Source organism: Rhodococcus sp. 06-235-1A (genome assembly GCF_002258785.1).
GTDB lineage: Bacteria > Actinomycetota > Actinomycetes > Mycobacteriales > Mycobacteriaceae > Rhodococcoides.
In genome coordinates this window covers 93,867-110,305 of the sequence record NZ_NOYI01000011.1, presented here as the reverse complement: position 1 = coordinate 110,305, position 16,439 = coordinate 93,867, and the positions used below count along the sequence as shown (strand labels likewise).

The window sequence follows — 16,439 nt, the reverse complement described above, 5'->3', positions numbered from 1 at the left end:
GTGGGCGTGACCCTTTGGTCGGAAGCCGGGATGTCACTGCGGCCCGATACACCGGTGTCGGGCCGACCCCACGTCCTGCAGTGACAGATCGCATTCTGCCAGAGACCTGGGCGTTCGGGACGAACAGCACTGACGAGCTCGCAGAGTGAAACGGCGCGCGCTCGTGAGCCACGCTGCCGCCTCGCTTCTACGCGACCACCCGGGAGTCGGGGGCCACCGTCGGGGTCAGCCTGACGAACATTTCGACGCAGAGCTCCCGTCCCCTGCTGGCGTGGTCGGCTTCGGCCTCGCTCCGGGCGTTGATCGCGGCGGCTCCGAGATCTCCGGCCACGCGGTAGAGGAACGAGGTCAAGAGTGCGAGGGTGCGTGGAGCGGTGGATGTGTCGATGGGTGTCTCTCCTTGCTTAATAGCGGCATCTGAGCTCGATCGACTTCCAGGTCTGCGTGTAGGGCGGATACCGTTCATGGGCTGTAGCCCCAGGTATGGAATCTGGTTGCGGTGCAGTCCGTGCAGTAGTTTTCGTCGGTGTCGTGACTCCGCTCGGGCTGAGCCCCGAGCGCGTGGTCGGCGGGGCGTCTGTCGACGATCGGTAGACCGCATCCGGTGCAGCAGATGCCCGACCACCGTGCGCTTTCGATTCGGTCGGCGTGCACGATTACCTTCCCGATCATGACGGCTACAACTGCCGAGACCACCAGTGCCCCAACGCTAATCGACACAATTGGGATTGTCATATGCATCTATTCCGGCTTCTCGTCGGTGGCGGTTGCTCCGTCGATGGGTCCGGTCTGGGGGTCTTCGGCTTGGACGGTGCGAAAAGTCGGCGCGCGGCATGATGTCTGGATGAAATCGCCATGGTGTGCGGCGTTCTCGTCGGTGTGGTGGCGGTGAGGCTTTTTCGGTGGGCATATCTGTTTGTTCCTTTCGGTGATGGTCAGTCCGTGTCGATATCTTCGAGTTGCACGACGAGCCTTTCCCCGACGCTCTGACCTGGTCGCTCGTAGGGGACGATGTGCGAGTTGACGACTCGGTAGCGGGTGCCCCGTGGGAGGAGGTGGCTCGTGTCGTCGCCCTTGTCCGATGCTCCGAGGTACAGCCCTCGTGTTGTTTGGATCTCGAATACGGCGTCCGTCGGATGGCTGTGTGCGTCGAGTTCGTGGATCGAGTGGCGAGCGCCGGTGAAGCGGTCGAAGGCTATGACCGAGCCGGGTGAGAGGGTCTCGGGTAGCTCGGATGGATGGATGACGGCGTGGGGCAAGCTCACGACGGTGTAGACCAGATGTCCACGTCCGGACTCACGCTCGTATCGCTGGATTGCGCGGTCGACTCTCTGGATGTGGCGGCGCTGGTCGTCGTCGAGCCGAACTGCATCACCGTTGACATCGGACAATGCGTCGTTGGTGCGTTTCCAATTGTCTGGATCTCCGATCAGTGTGCTCATCGCACGGTGCTGGGCGCGGGGAACGCTCTGCTCCACAGTCCTTTTGGTGGCTGATCGCGCATTGCGCTGGCGTGCGCTGAGGCTTCGGCGGAGTTCGATCGCGGCCGGCAGCGAACGTCGTTTTCGTTCGTTCATGATCGGCGCGGCGGTGTTGCGGGGGAAGGCGCGTTCGAGGTCGCGACGCGCGCGTGTCAGACCGGGCAGTCCTTCGATGTCGGTATCGAGGCCGCGGGCATGCTCGCGATTCGCGGCTCGGTCGGCGAAGGATGCGTGAGGGAGCACCACCCCTTGCTTCTTCTCCAGCTCTCCGCTGGATCCGCGATCGGGGTCGAACGCGCCCCCGTCTGGGGTGACGCGGTTGCGACTACGGCGCGCGGAGGACATCGGACCTCGCCCGGAGGGGGTCTTGCGGTCCCGGCTGCAGAGTCGGTACTGCGGCCCCGCGGGGGGCGGTACCGACTCGACCTGCAGCGCCGCCGAAGTATTCGACGGCGCTGCAGCAAGTGCACGCTCGGCGGACGCCGCCGCCGAGCAGTGCGACAGCTTGGGTCATCGTCCTGGCCGGCCGGGCAAGTCGGTTGCGGTTCCTATCGTCCATGCGACATCGACGACGTCGGACAGGGTCCGGCTCAGGTGGCCACAACTGGTGCATTCGCCGGGCAGTTTCTGTGAAATCAGATCGAAGAAGTGCTCGTCGCACGCGAGGTGGGCCATGAGCTGTCCGCCGGCGCAGCAATCCTTCATGGCCACCGCCCACCGTGCGCCCCGCGGTCCTGCTCCCCCGTCCCGGGGTTCCAGCGCGCAGACGTCGCATGCAAGCTCGATATGGGTGATGGCGTCGGTTCGTTCGGTGCTCATCGCACGGCCCCCTCTGGTTGTCGACGGGATGTCATGTCAGCTCGCCATGGCGTCGTGTTCGCTGTGCTCGTTCTGGTGGCGCTCGGATGCCGGCCCGTCGTGGTTCTGCTGTCCGCTCTCGTGCCCGTGGGGGTCGCCGCCGGTGGCGTCGGTTTCTGCCGGCGGGGTCTGCGTGGGTTCTTTCTTGCTGGTGGCAGGTTTTGCGGCTCCCTTCAGTGATGGACGGACGTAGCCGCCCTTCTTCAGTTGGGCGGTGGTGAAGCCTGCAGCTTTGGCGGCGTCGTAGGCCGCGATGAATTCGGCGGTCGAGTCGACGTGTTCTGCCTGGGCTTTGGCGACTGCTTCGGCCTTCTGTCGGCTGTTCTCGGCTGCTTCGACGAGGTTGCGCATTGCGGTGAACTGCGGGCCGAGGATCTCGCGGGTGGTTGCATCGGCCTGGTCGGCGGTCTTGGGCATGATTTCCTTCTTTCGTGTTGTGTGCGAGGGACTTTCATTTCCTCTTGGGGAGGAGATTTGTGTGGCCGATCGTGTGGTCAGTTCGCCGGTTCGGTCTCGCCCGCAGGGGTCGCAGCGGTGTTGTCGAGGCCGCAGAGTTGCGTGGCCGCGGCGGCATCGCCGCGGGTGATGGGCAAGGCGTATGTCTGCGCCACGCGAAGGTATTTCGCCGCGAATGCACATGCGAGGTCGTCGTTGTTCGGATGCCACTGAGAAAGCCCACGTTGGGCTCGGTGTTCGACTGCCTGCGCGCTGGCGACGATGATGTTGTTGTGGACGTCGCTGACGAATCGTTGCTGCTGTTCGGGTGCCCATGCAGCCGCGCCCAACGCCCACGCCGCGTCCAACGGGTAGACGTAATCGATTGCTGCAGCATCTTTTTCGGATGCTGCATCGAATTCGACGGTGACACCGGTGTATGGATCGTTCAACACGCCCTGTGCCACAACGCAATTTTCCGTTCCGACAGCGAATGTGACGTCGTCGAGCTCCGCTGCCAATGCGATGTTCTTGGTGTCGCATCCGTGATCGCTGCCTGGCGGCCGCACGAGCAGTTCCGCCGAGCGCTGACCGTCGGGCCACCTGGCCGTGCTGTCGATATCGTCGACGACGGGCAGGGCGTCGAGAAGGCTCGCAACGGTGATGACGTCGTGGAAGACCTGGGGTGGTGGTGGCGCAGTGTCGGCCTCGTGGTGATCCGTCGTGATCACCACGGCAGCCGCGGCCGCCACAGCGACCATCGCGGCTGCGGCAATGGCTGTCCATGCGGTCTGATGTGTCTTCGCCATGATGGCGATCACCTCTTCGGGAGCTGTCGAGTTCGGGGAAGAAAAGAAATCTGTGGCAGGACGACGTGCAGGGAGGAGAAGGGTCAGGACGCGACGAGGGCGAGCGCGGTGCCGAGTACGAGATACGGGCCCAGCGCGATATGCGACCGCGCAGGCTCGGATCGGATCGCTCGAAGAACTCGGGCGACGATCACTCCGACGAATGCCGTCAGGATCGAGAACACCAGCGCCGCAGGGAGAGCCGTCCAGCCGACGTAGCCGAGGACCATCGCGAGCGAGACCGTCAGGCGCGCATCACCGATACCGATTCCGCCGCGCAGAAGAACGGCAAGCGCGAAGAACACCACACCTGCTGTAGGGCCGGCGAGGAGGGCGCGGCCGACCGCGCCCCAGGTGCCGTGAACGACACCGGTGAGCAAGATCATTGCTGCAGTTCCGCTGGCGGCCAGATACGCAAGAGCGGTCGGAATCCGTTGCACGCGTTGGTCGATCCATGCAATCCAGGGCAATACGAGAGCCAAGAACACCAAAGCCGCATGCGGTGAACTCGTCGGAGTGCTGGCGGGCACAGAGACGACGCCCCACACGACGCCGGAGACGATGACGGGAACTTTCGTCCCCAGCGCCGCCTCGTCGACAGAGATCTCGACCCGTTCACACACTGCGATGACCGTGGGCCGCAGCGCGGCCGCCAGAAGTGCGCCGACGATCCCAGCCATCGCAACGATCGAGATGCGGTTGACAGCCGCAATCTCGGTTCCTGCCTGGGTGCCGGCCCAGGATGCCGACGAGGCCACGATCAAGACCCAGAGGAGGCCTGCCACCAGGGCGACAACGACACTTCTGACGTAGTCGCTACGCAGCATCAGCTTCTCGTTCACCATCAGAACGAGCGGCGTACACGGCCATCCGGGCACGGTAGCGAATCTTCTTCTTCAGCGCTGAGCCGAGATCGATTCCGAGCACGTCCGCGAGATGCTCCGTGGACCACTGCCGCCGAAGCGCGATCGAGACGATCTCTGCCTGCTCTGCAAGTGTGAGCGGCAGTCGCCATTCGCCGCACAACCGACGGTAGACGGCCGCCTCGTCGATGCCGCGGATGCCTCGGGGCGAATGCGGACGCGCTCGGGGGTCGTCGATTTCGTCGTCGTCCCAAGCAAGAGGCGTCGCCCATCCCTGCTCGCGGGCTGCGTTCCGTACATGTTCGTCCGGACCTGGTGTCATGGAGATCTGGTCGTAGACATCGTTGATGACGGACCAGACCTCACTGGGGACGACTTGATCAGACGGCAACGTCGAGAGCTTGGGGACCGACAGTCTGGTCAATTCGGACAGCGCTTGCACCGAGTAGCCCATCGCGACGAGTGCCCGGATTCGTCGCTGAGCTCCGACACCGAGTGTCATCGCCCGACCCCGGCTGGGGTGGAAGGTGACGCCGAGAATCGCTTTCGAGATGCTCGCGGTGATCTCGGTACATCTGAGGTTGGCGACCGTTTCCAGATCGCTGAGGTTGAGCTTCGTCAGGTCGAGGATCATCTGGTCGGGCATGCCGCCGAGCCGTAAGGACAGCAGATGGCGGCGGGCCGGGCCGGAGGGCACCGATGAGGTACTCCCACGGCGAGATGTTCTGTTAGATCCCGCCGTGGGAGCGGAGCGAGGCTGCGCACACGCAGCACCACTGCCGTCGCTCGTCGGACCGAAGGAACCACCCCTCGGCGTCGTCGAGCAACTCCATGAACCGGTATTCCGGTCGCGATTCATTGTATTGCTATCGGGCACTGCATCACACAGTGCGGGGGGAAGTTTATTTTGCGTACGCGAAACCACGTCGACGTCAGTCATAGTGCATCCCTTTTCAGTTGATGCGGTTGGTCAGACCGCACATCAGATGTTGGGGACACTACCTCGCGGGGGTGCATCGCGTCCAGACCGTCGGGTCGTTTTTCTTCGGTGATGAGAGCGCCGCGGTCGTACAGTCCGCCGGCCGCAACGCCGGTATAGCGATCTGCCTCGGCTCTTGTTCGGCATGCGACGAAGGCTGCGAGCGGGCAGATCTCGCATGCTTCGAGGAGATCCGCTGCAGCGAGGGTTGCTTGCCGGCGGCGTTCGAGGCGTGGGAGCCGTGACTGCAGCATCTCTGCGACGGTCACTTCACGCGGGGCCCAGTTGCTGTCTCGGACACACTGTCCGAGTGGCATCGTGAACGATTCTCTGCTCGCGATCGCGCGTAGTTCTGCGCGGCGACCACTGGTGGCTTTCGTTCTCATCCCCGGTCACCTCGGTGCAGACGAGCCTGTCGGGCTGAATAGGCGGTGCGGCCGGCGCTGATCGCGACGGCCCCGAGTGCGATGACGACAGCGAGAGCGATGATCAGTCGTCGACCGTCGAGACCGGCACCGTCCGATGCCGGGATCGCCACCATTGGGGATGCCTCACTGGCGATCAGGATGGAGTGGTCGACCATCCAGGCGATGGCTGTCGACCACCACAGGCCTGCGGATCCGAGAGCCATGGTGGCCGCGAGTGGGGCGATCCAGATTAGCGCCATCTGATCGTCGTCTGAGAGGGCTTTGCTGTTGTTGCCGTGCTGGGGCATGTGGTTGTTCCTCTTCTGATCGTGTGTGTCTCGCAGGGTGATTCAGGTGGCGAGGGCAAGAGGGCGACGAACTTGAACGGTCACATCGAGAGGAATGTCGAGCATCCCCTCGGCATCGCCGTCGCCGCGCCAGGTCAGCCCGACCATGTCGTCGCCGGAGTCGTCGCCGTAGATGTCGGGCTCGTTGTCGACGACCACCCAGATCCCGGCGTCCTCGTCGAGGAGAATCAGGTCGCCGGCCACGAGGTCGACCGGGGCGGTGTCTTCGGATTCGCCGTAGCCTTCCCAGTCGTCGACATCGACGTCCGAGTCGGAGTCGGGCACCACCTGCAGGTGCGGGCGGTCGAAGCGCACCGGCGAGGCCGGCACGAGGACGGCATGCTCCTCTTTCGGCGTCTGAGAGTCGTGCGCGGGCCCGCGAACGGCGGGGGTGTCGAGGTTGAGCATTGCCATCGGCGACGAAGCGCGACGAGCGGTCTCACTGTCCGCGCGAGTCTTTCGCCTGGCGACGGGATCGAGGTTGGGATGGTTCGCCGCGCGCGCCCACGGCGCACCGGTGACGTGATGGAAGCGGATCTCTTCTTCTCCGTCCTCGGTGCCGCCGGGATCCGGGTCGAGAATCACCAACCGCTCGTGCCGCACTTCGATAGGACGCAGGCGGTCCAGCACTGCGGCGTCCTCAGTGTCTGGCGCGGTTTTGCGGGGGTCGGGAGTGAAGTAGGTCTGAATTTCGACGGCTTGGTTGTGGTCGTTGACACTGGTCGCACGCCCACGACATCCGCGCGGGATACCGACTCCGGTGGTTGCCGATTCCCACATCATCATCGCGCCCTGCGGACTCAACCGACCCATCGATACGCGCTGGCGAAAGTTGTCTCGCATGTCTCCGCCGAAGTACTCGGCATCGGGACGCTGCGTTCCCAACACCATGTGGCACTTCGCTGTGCGACCTTTTCGCCCGATCGACGCCACTTCCTGGAGGGTCTTCGGCTTGGTGGGGTCGCCCTTACCTTTGATGCTCGAGTACCAGTTGAGCAGGTTGCCTCGGAAATCGGCGTACTCGTCGATGAACAGAACGACAGGCTCGAAGTCGGCCTCGGTAGCTTCTCCGTTGACGATCAGCGAGTACCGGGTTTCCATCAGCTTCCAGAACCGATGAATTACTGCGATCTGGTGCTCCATGTGACTGGCGACGATCTGCACGTTCGGCCAGTCCTGGAACCCCAAGAACTCGACCCCTTTTCCGTCGACGACCCACACAGGCCAGCCGTGCGCGGTGAGCTGTGTCAGCAGGGTGTGAGCGGTGACGGTCTTTCCGGTTCCGGATGCGCCGACGAGCATGAAGTGCGGGTCGATCGCCGGCCGCCACACCATGGGGTTGCCGTCCTCGTCTTCGCCGTACGAAATCGCGACCGAGTCGTAGTCGGAGTGCGCCAGGTCGCTGAGGTCGACAGCGGACTTTTCGTCGACGAGACCGGCCGGGTTGTAGAGCTTCTTCGGAAAGGTCGGACGCACCTCGAAACGCACCCAGTCCGTTTCGAGGTTCCAGCGAGCACGCCACCGCCCGGGCAGATTGACGCTCACCACGCGCTGCACTCGGGCCCGATAGCCCTCGGACTCGAGTCGATGTCCTACTTCGTGAGTGGCTTCGACAGCGAGTAGATCCCCGGTGCTCGAGTCCGTCTCGTGCTTGGTGATCTTTCCGGTCGGCCCCAGCAGCGCGAGAATTGTGCGCGTGGCTTTGACGAGTTCGGGCGATAGGTGCGTCTCGGAGACGGACCGAGTGTCTGGGACGAGAACGAGTCGGCGTTTGCGTGTGTTGTGCTTCTGGATCCGGTATCGGCCCCAGTTCTGCTGGGAGAGCAGTTCGACGACGCGGGGCTCCCACTGTTCGTCGAGAAGGAGCGCGGCCGACTGGTATCGGACGGTGATCCGGCCCGGGCGGCCGGGCCATTGTCCGCTCCACCGAGTCGCCGTCATTACATCGCGGGTCGGCGGTGCAGCGGTCAGCCTGCAGAGCTGCTCAATAGCCCGATCGGTCTCCTCGGCTCGGATCGTGGCTCGATAGCCGTTGTAGCTGACTGCCGCGCCCGCCCCGACGCCGAGGGCTCCCCCACCCCATGCGATCGCGGTGTCGAGGTCGAGTATCGGGCCCAGTGCTGCCGACACGACTCCACCGGTCACGCAGAGCACGCAGTTGCGGATCCACGGATTGTTTCGGGGCTCAAGCGAGGGTGCATCACGCAGCGACCGGTATCCGTCGAGGGGAGCCTGAGTCGGACTAGGTAGCGCGCACATCACGCATCCCGGGTAATCGTGATCAGGAATTCCTCACCGGAAGTCCGACGCATCGTCGCGGTCAGTGCAACGCTGCGGCGACCGACTTCGTTGTTGAGATGGGACGGGTTGTAGTCGAGGGTGAAACCGCACGCGGCATTGGCCCGGCAACGGACTGCGCGGACCGCCGCATCGACGAGCCTGATCAATCGCTCGTCCTCGGAATCGACGAGCAGGTTGCTCGAATCCCACTCGACGACGAGTGACCAGACCTCGTCGGTGGTTGCGATGGTCACGATCCGGTCCGCGGGATCGTTGAGCTTGAACGTCTCGATGCGAGCGAAGTTGGGTAGCGCTCCCCGATCGATGACAGAGCTGAGGGGGCCGGACGTGGATCGGCTGCTTCTCGACCGTGCCCTCGCTACGTGTAGTCGTGTCGGTGCGCTCATGGGACTCCCTGTCTCGTCGTGCCTTCTCGAGAACAGGTAGATCCAGATGGGCCGACTTCTGTGACAGCTGCGGGGAATCTTTTTCCGAACAACCCTTCATCTCGCGCAGCAGCGCATGCGTTCATTGCCTCATCAGTGGCGCACCGATCGGTCACCGGTGGTCTATCGGTGATGGTGCGGCCGGGGACCGGCACGTCGAGTCCCGTGTTGCGACCGACCGTCCCAGGAGTAGCTATGTGCGCTCGACACCCCTTGACATGGGGGGTACGCTGCAAACGGCGAAGCGAAGCGAGCAAGGCTTGCAGCGACCTTCCCACATCCGGGGCATATAACCCCCGATTTGCTTCAGCATCGGTGCCTCATCAACGGCTCATTGGATGTCGTTCGATTCCCCTCTCACGCACCCTTGAGCAGAGTTCTTCCATCAACTGCCGCGCCGGCATGACCGCCACGAGATTCGATATGCACAGGCTGCCTGAGGGTCTGGTCTTTGCATCGAGGATCTGCGAGTCAGGCGTCGACGCATTCCGTTGCCAGGGAGCGCGGGAGGGTCATGAGCGACGGTGACCGGGCACGGACACATCGATCGTGAGGCGTGGTCCCTGCCCAGGGCAGTCGGTTCAGCGGCCGGCGGCCATTCGTAGTCGGGACCGGCGAGACGTCAGAAGTCGAGCGTGTCCACACTCCACCCGGCTGCGGTCAGCACTGCCGATACCCACACGGTCGTGGTGGAGTCGACGGGGACCGTGGCGTCCGAGGTGACGGCCGATTGCGTTATCTCCGCGACTCGATAGATTCGCTCGGCGGTATCTGCCGGGCATCCGGAGCAGCCGATCGAGACGGTCGCGGTGATTTCGGCGTCTTCTTCCTTCCACTGTTCCCACTGGGCACCTGGGCCGCGCTCGGTCGTTGCAGGGGTGGAAAGTTGAGCCGCGAGGTTGTCGGTGAACCATCGGCGGGCGCGCAGAAAAGCATCGGTCGAGCTCGTGTCGGTGCTGGGGTACCAGGTGAACGAGGTCGTCAATGCTTGTCGGATTACGGTCTCCGCGGCGGCGGCATCGCTGTTGATCGGAGCGGGGATCTCGGTTGTCTCGAACGGCTGTGGGGTGATCTCGGGTAGTGCAGGCGCGATCGGCCCGCTCGTTGTCTCCGGTATCGAAGCAGGCTCATCGGGGTCGGGTGAGCTGCAGGACCAGGCGATGGCCACCACGGCTACAACGGCGACGAGTACGGCTATAAGGCGTCGGCCGACAATGGACATCAGATCCTCCGAGCTTTCATTCCAGCCATGAGCGGAGCCTGCTTGACGACGTCTCCTGTGGTGGGGGCATGGATCATCTGGCCGCCACCGATATAGATGCCGACGTGCCCTGGGCCGTTCGCCTCGAACGATCCGAACACGAGATCACCGGGCATCGCTTGATCGATCGGGATCTCCGAGCCCACTCCCCACTGGGCCTCGGATGTGCGGGGCAGGGTGATGTTCTTGCCCGAAAAGTAGGCGAAACTCGTCAGGCCCGAGCAGTCGAATCCCCCTCGGGAGGGACCGTTGATATCTCCGCCGCCCCAAACGTAGGGGGTTCCGAGGTACTGGCGTGCGGCCTCGACGACATTGTCTCCGTCAGCGCCGGTCGGCACGAAGCGGCCTATGGAACCTTCGGATGTGTACTGCGCTTGTCCGGCCAGAATCTTCGCCACATAGGGCTGTGTTTGCGTGGTGTAGTCACCGCCGGACGGCATTCCGCCGGCGGCGAGCACTGCGCCGGGGCCCGCGTTGTAGGCGGCAATGGTCAGTGCCGTCGGGTCACCCTTGACTTTTCCTGCTGCGATGGCGGCGGTGATATCGCCGTTGATGGCGCACATGAAGTGGGCTTGCGAGATAACAGCGTCGCCGATTGAGTTCGGATCGGCCCGGCCGTCTCCGTCGTAATCCTTGCCCCACGTCGCCCATGTACCGGGCATGAATTGTGCCGGTCCCATCGCGCCGGTGCTCGATACCGGAGCGTTGGGACCGTAGCGGAACCCGTTCTCTGCAGAGAGCTGAGAAGCGATCAGAGGAGCACTCACGCCCGGGCACACAGCCCCTGCTTTGCGAATCCACGGCTCGAACTCCGGCGGCGCGGACCCGGTTCGGAGATCTCCGCCGGCCGTGCCGAAGCCACAATCGACAGCAGTGCCGACGCCGGTCGGTGAACCAGCACCGGCCGATTGCGGGCTCCCTGCCTGACCGAGTTTGATCATCGGGTCGATAGCCGTACCGCCCTGCAGACGGCCACCTTCCCAGTACTCGAAGTGCAGATGTGGGCCGGTGGAACCGCCGGCATTGCCGATGTCGGCAATATGGTCGCCGACCTTGACCTGTTGTCCCTCTTTGACGAGGACACCGTTGGGGTACATATGCCCGTACACGGTGGAGACCGGTTTTCCGTCGACGATCGAGTCGAGAACGATCCACATTCCGAAGCCTTGAGCGGGCTCAGCTTTGACGACAGTGCCGTCGAGGGCCGCGTAGATCGGGGTACCGATCGGGCCTGCGAAGTCGACACCTCGGTGCATCGTCCCCCACCGCTGCCCGAAGGGGGACGTCATCGTGGTCGTGCCATCGCGGGTCGGCTTACCGATCGGACCGGACGGTGTCAACGGCGACGAGTCATCTCCACCGGCACCGGACGAGACCGTGGGAGCGCAGCCGCTCGAACCCGACGACGTGACGATCACGATGACCACCAACGGAACGAGAACAACTACACCGAGAGCGGCGATCCCGGCCGCCAGAGCGAGCTTCCACCATCGACGTGGCGTTTTCGAGTCCGGCGACACCACCGTCTCAGGTGGGGCCACCAAAGTCATCGCCGCGCACCTGACGCAGCTCGATGGAGGATCTCCGTCGGATTCGTAGTGGAACCTGGTTCGACGGTCGGTCGTGCACGGCGCGGAGCACTCGCCGGCCGCGAGGGCCGGGCGGGAAGCAGTAGCGGTGACCCCTCATCGGTGGAGTACTCGCGGAACCGTCCGCCTCCGGGGCCGGTCACTGTGGCACGGCTGACCCGAACGTCTCGGCTTCCAGGAGTCGACAGCGCGGGAGCGGTGGCCACCGGACGCTTGATACCGGGCGCGTTCGTTGCCCTGTCGGCTTGAGAGCTGCGGGCCGATCGGTCCCCGGCGGAGCTGGGAGCCGGAGTGTGGGATTGACCGGACCCGACGACGGACTGCGTCGGGGGAAGGTCGATGTTGACCGGCTTTTGAAGCCGGGGATGGGTTTTGGCTGCCTTGGGCGTGCTGACGCCGGCGGCCTCGGCGGCTTTGGCGTCGCTCCGTCGACCGACGACTTTCTTGACACCGGCCGTTGCGATTTTTCCGGCCGAGTAGACCACGGCAGCAGTCCCCAGCGTCGCTGCACTGCTAGCGGCTGCTGTCCCGTCGACGAGAGCTTTACTGGCTTTGGCGGTTCGGGCCGTCGCGTGGCTGGCTGTCTTGGCCAGTCCCTTTCCGCCCTGATAAGCCTGGCGGGCAACCTGCCCGGCATAGGCAGCTTGTGCGAGTGGACTTGTGGGGGTCTTGGTCGATATCGCGGTCGGTGCCGCTCCTGGTCTACTTCCGAGCTTGCGCGCGAGGGCGTCTGAGGCTTTCCGTAGGCCTTTCACTGCGCGGCGGTAGAGAATGATGCCCGCGATCAGAACGATGTCGGTCAGGATGAACTTCATCATCAGCGGAGAGTCACCGTCTCCTCTGAACAGCTGTCCGATCACGATCATGTACCCGACGAGAAACACCACCGCGAAGATGACGATGACCATCGACATCAGCACCGCGGCGAGGGTCTTCCACAATGCTCCGCGGCCGGCTCCGGGCAGGATTCCGATGACGGTCACCACGATTCCCTTGACCGCCGATGCGAGGGCGGTGAGGACCGCAAGGATGAGGGTGAACGCCAGAACCGTGGCGAAGCCGAGCAGGATGACACCGGCCAGCAGCATCGCGATTCCAGACCCGACCTGTCCCGGTCCGGGGTGATCGGCGAAGTCCTTCATCTGTTTTGCGCCCTCACCACCGCAGCCTTTGATGTTGTCTTTGAGGGTGTCTCGGGTGTTGCCGTCTGCTTTTTCGTGGCCGGCGTCCCAGGCTTGGGTGCAACGTTCTCCGTCGGGCGAGCCATCGATGACGCGGCCGAAGTTGAGCAGTTGGGTGGGCTGCCTGATGAACGTGTCGGCCATCTGCTCCGAGATCTGGTCGATGAGTTCGTCAGAACTCGACGTCGTGTCTCCTTCGTTGGCCAGTCCCGCCGCGAGCTGCACTCCGGCGTCGCGGGCCTGCATGATCAGGCCGTCTTGTCCTGCGACTCGTTCGACTGGATTGGAGAGGATCCCGACTGCCGCAGCAGCGATCGCTGCTGCCATCAGGAGCTCGTAGACTCCCGTCGACCACCGGCCGCGAATGACCCACCATGCTCCGATGCCGGCGGCAGCAGTGAGAAGTAGCCCCGTGAGTTGAAATTGGTCGGTGACCGTTTGCATCGCATCGCCGATCGAACGGAACGGCGCAGTCAACAGCTCGAGCCACTCGAACCGCAGAGCGTAGGTGACGAACCAAATCGCGAAGCCGGTCACCCCGCGGTACACCTCGTACTCGAGCATGATGAAGGTGGAGAACACGGTGTACATCGGGTGCCCGACCGAGCCTTCGTCGATGGACATGAAGTAGTCCCAGACCAGAATTCCGTGAGAGTCACGGACTTCCATCCAGCTGAATGTGCTGTTGGTGGGCAGGGTTTCACCCGGGTCGGCATGAGCCGGTGACGCCAGGGCGATCGCCAGCAGACCGATCATGTGCCAGACAGCGACACCTGTGACGATCGCGCGGCGGATTCGAGATGCCACTACCCACTTGACGACCGGGCCGAGCAAACGAGCGAGAACACTGCACCACGACCGCGGGATCCACGACCACAGCACGAGCTTGAGAACCGTCTTGACGCCGCCGCCAATCGAACCGGGCCGGCGCACAACCCGTTTCGACATCACCATGTCGCCAACTCCGCAGCGCGCTCCGTAGTCGATTCTTTCGGAGTCGTACTCGCCGCTTGATATCTCGCTTCCGATGCCGGAAGCAAAACCTTGATGCGGCCGACGTTGCCGGCAGGATCGCGCATGTAGCCCTCTCCGCGGCGATGCGGTGCGACGTATCCGTCTTTGCCTTCGACGGGCGACGTGTTCTCCATCAGCTCCTTGAGCAGGTCGACATCGTTCTCCCCGACGCCCAGCCATTTCAACGACTTCTGCGCTAGCCGTCGATCCGTTTGCCGGAACACGAGCCGGGTGGGGATGAGCCCTCGCAGCGTCTCGGAGCCGAAGTCCGCTTCGGGGTCGTGCGATCCGAGCATCACCGCGGCATCGTGTTTACGGCCGTCTCGAATGAAGTCGATGATGATCTCGACACCTTCGCTCGAGCGCGTCAGGTGATGGCATTCGTCGAGCAGGAAAACCGCGAGGGTGTTGGGGTCCGCGAAGCAAATGCCGCGGGCGATCTGCGCGATGAGGGTGTACATCATTCGCCCTACCCGCTTCTGGAGCGACATCTGCTTGAACAGATGCTCGTTCTCCACTTCTCGCTCCGAGGGCAATTCCAGTGTGTGAGTGCGGAAGACGATGGCTCCTGCACGTGGATTGAACGGCTCCAGGTCCGGCCGAAACAGCGCTGCTGCATAGGATTTGGTCGCGTAGACCTTCAACTTTCCGGCAAGCTCGGCAGCTCCGTCGAGGGTGCAGTCCTTCTCGAGGTGCGAAACCAGGCCTGGGGTAGTGAAATTGCCGAAGCGAGCGCGGTATTCCGGCTCGAGCACTTGAGACAGCAGTACCCCCAAGCGGTCGTCGGGCTGAAGTTGCAACAGCGGCAACAGAATAGACACCGCAACTTCCCCTCCTCGTGCGGGCGAGAACAGCCGAAGAGGGTCCATCGTGACGTCCGGTGCTGCGGTATCGACGACCACCGCGTCGGTGATCGCTTCGGCCCACAGTGCGTATTCGCCCAGAGGGGTCCGGTCGACCACGATGACTTGGCCGCCGCGGTCGACGACCTGGTTACCGGTTGTTTTCAAGTAGCCGGACTTGCCCGATCCCAAGTTGCCACACACTCCCACCGAACCCGAAACGTCACGTGACGCTTTCTTGGCGATGTCGTGGTGCACGACGCCAGTGCGGGCCGAGGAAATGTTGAGTGCGATCAGCGGGCCGTCCCCGTCGCCGAGATCGTTGCGGGTGACCGGTACGTACGCGGCAAAGTGTTCGGACGCGGTGATCTGCGCGAACTCGTTGCAGATCGCCGGCGTCGGCACGCCGGGTGTCATCGCCCAGAACAGCTCCTCCTGAAATCCGATCGGTGCCTGCAACCTGTATGTCGAACCCTCGAACTCCTTCGCCAGCTCCCGCTGATATGCGATGGCCGTCTCTTCGTCCGCGGCCGCGACACAGAAGATGGTGGTCGATTGCACTTCCATCTCCATCGCGTCCGCCTCCAGGAGCGCGTTGTACTCCGCGAGGGCGACGGCAGCATCGTCGAGGACACTGCCGGTGCTCAATTCGTCTTCTCGCTGGGTGTATTGGTCGTTCATCTGCACCAGGGCACGACGGTTCTTCTTCAGTACCTCTGAAGCAGCGGAGTTCTTGAACCGGATCGCCCAGTCGACATCGACGCCGCCGAGGTTGTCCGCGAGTGTCAGATACTCCGAGCCTGGAAACAACGTGCCGCCCGAAGGAGTGGCGGCGAGCACCAGGAAGCACTGATAGCTGGCCGGCGGTGGCGTTACCTCCCAGGGCTGGTCGACTTTGAGCACACGCGACAAGGTCGGTGCCTTAGCCCGCCAGCCCGATTCGGGGCGATCGCTTTGAGCCCCTTCGTCGAGCCGCGCGGCAGTGAAGGATCCTCGGGCAGTACCTGCCGGATGCTCCATGGCGGTGGGCATGTCGGTATCGAGGCCGAGGCCACGCTGCAGAGCATGTTGGTGCAGCCACACCATCTGGGAGGGGGTTGCTGGGGTCGCGTCGTAGAAAGCTGGGATGGCCGCCGCGATCTGCGCGGCCTGAGCTGCGCGGCGTTCTCTCTCCTCGACGGGAATCGACGAGGGCGGCATCCCCATAAGATCGGCCACCGAGGACCATGCGGCGGACGTTGCCGACTTGATGGTGTCGCCGAAGCCGTGGTTGGCCAGGGGGATGGAGAGCCAGTAGACGCGCTGGCCGGGTCGGATCTCTTCCAGGCGGTCGATCGTGGCGTCGCATTCATCCGCCCACGCGGGGTGAAGATCGAGATCGACACCTCGTTCCATGCGCTCGACGATGGTCATCGGGTCCAGACTGACCGCGACACTGAGCAGGAGGGATTCACCGGGAAGGGCGCGCAGAAGCATCTTGTGCATCGCCCGCGCGGTCTGCCGGTCCTCGATCGGTCGGTACCCGTATGGGATTCCGGTCAGGACGTAGTCCGCCCAGACGACCCCGGAGCGGGTCCAACGCAAGTTCGAGGTGACTAGCCTGTTCGG

The 16,439-nt window shown here is 63.8% G+C and carries 14 protein-coding genes; all 14 read right to left on the bottom strand.

Annotated features, from left to right (window positions below; genetic code table 11):
* Positions 1-187 precede the first annotated feature (187 nt).
* The 14 genes from CH275_RS29440 to CH275_RS09700 all read right to left on the bottom strand — a co-directional run bounded on the left by CH275_RS29440 (position 188) and on the right by CH275_RS09700 (position 16,415).
* On the bottom strand, positions 188-352 hold the full coding sequence (locus CH275_RS29440; RefSeq protein ID WP_179276078.1) for a hypothetical protein: 165 nt from the start codon (positions 350-352) through the stop codon (positions 188-190).
* A 583-nt stretch (positions 353-935) separates the two neighbouring features.
* Positions 936-1,826: a hypothetical protein gene (locus tag CH275_RS09765; RefSeq protein WP_094677568.1), complete on the bottom strand. Its 891-nt coding sequence runs from the start codon at positions 1,824-1,826 to the stop codon at positions 936-938.
* Between the two features lie 165 nt (positions 1,827-1,991).
* Positions 1,992-2,300 (bottom strand): hypothetical protein, encoded by a 309-nt coding sequence (locus tag CH275_RS09760; RefSeq protein ID WP_094677566.1) that lies wholly within the window; start codon positions 2,298-2,300, stop codon positions 1,992-1,994.
* A gap of 36 nt (positions 2,301-2,336) precedes the next feature.
* Positions 2,337-2,756 carry a hypothetical protein gene (locus CH275_RS09755; RefSeq protein WP_094677564.1) on the bottom strand — a complete coding sequence of 140 codons (420 nt, stop codon included), beginning with the start codon at positions 2,754-2,756 and terminating at the stop codon, positions 2,337-2,339.
* A gap of 77 nt (positions 2,757-2,833) precedes the next feature.
* On the bottom strand, positions 2,834-3,583 hold the full coding sequence (locus tag CH275_RS09750) for a deoxyribonuclease (RefSeq protein WP_143546736.1): 750 nt from the start codon (positions 3,581-3,583) through the stop codon (positions 2,834-2,836).
* 83 nt (positions 3,584-3,666) lie between these two features.
* Complete coding sequence (locus CH275_RS09745; protein ID WP_094677560.1) at positions 3,667-4,467, bottom strand: prepilin peptidase; 801 nt, start codon at positions 4,465-4,467, stop codon at positions 3,667-3,669.
* Entirely contained in the window at positions 4,439-5,182 is a 744-nt protein-coding gene (locus tag CH275_RS09740) for a hypothetical protein (protein ID WP_143546735.1), read from the bottom strand. The genes CH275_RS09745 and CH275_RS09740 overlap by 29 nt, the downstream gene beginning before the upstream one ends.
* A gap of 664 nt (positions 5,183-5,846) precedes the next feature.
* Complete coding sequence (locus CH275_RS09730; protein ID WP_094677554.1) at positions 5,847-6,179, bottom strand: hypothetical protein; 333 nt, start codon at positions 6,177-6,179, stop codon at positions 5,847-5,849.
* Positions 6,180-6,221: 42 nt separating this feature from the next.
* Entirely contained in the window at positions 6,222-8,363 is a 2,142-nt protein-coding gene (locus tag CH275_RS09725) for an FtsK/SpoIIIE domain-containing protein (protein ID WP_179276077.1), read from the bottom strand.
* 113 nt (positions 8,364-8,476) lie between these two features.
* Positions 8,477-8,905, bottom strand: coding sequence for a hypothetical protein (locus CH275_RS09720; RefSeq protein WP_094677551.1), 429 nt, complete (start codon positions 8,903-8,905; stop codon positions 8,477-8,479).
* A 661-nt stretch (positions 8,906-9,566) separates the two neighbouring features.
* Complete coding sequence (locus tag CH275_RS09715) at positions 9,567-10,166, bottom strand: hypothetical protein (protein ID WP_094677550.1); 600 nt, start codon at positions 10,164-10,166, stop codon at positions 9,567-9,569.
* The gene (locus CH275_RS09710; protein ID WP_094677549.1) at positions 10,166-11,755 is read right to left on the bottom strand and encodes a peptidoglycan DD-metalloendopeptidase family protein; all 1,590 of its coding nucleotides are present in this window, start codon (positions 11,753-11,755) and stop codon (positions 10,166-10,168) included. The genes CH275_RS09715 and CH275_RS09710 overlap by 1 nt, the downstream gene beginning before the upstream one ends.
* Positions 11,752-13,929 carry a hypothetical protein gene (locus CH275_RS09705; protein ID WP_094677548.1) on the bottom strand — a complete coding sequence of 726 codons (2,178 nt, stop codon included), beginning with the start codon at positions 13,927-13,929 and terminating at the stop codon, positions 11,752-11,754. Before CH275_RS09705 ends, CH275_RS09710 begins: the two co-directional genes overlap by 4 nt.
* A complete protein-coding gene (locus CH275_RS09700; protein ID WP_256990944.1) occupies positions 13,923-16,415 on the bottom strand; it encodes an ATP-binding protein in 2,493 nt (830 codons plus the stop codon). The genes CH275_RS09705 and CH275_RS09700 overlap by 7 nt, the downstream gene beginning before the upstream one ends.
* Positions 16,416-16,439 lie beyond the last annotated feature (24 nt).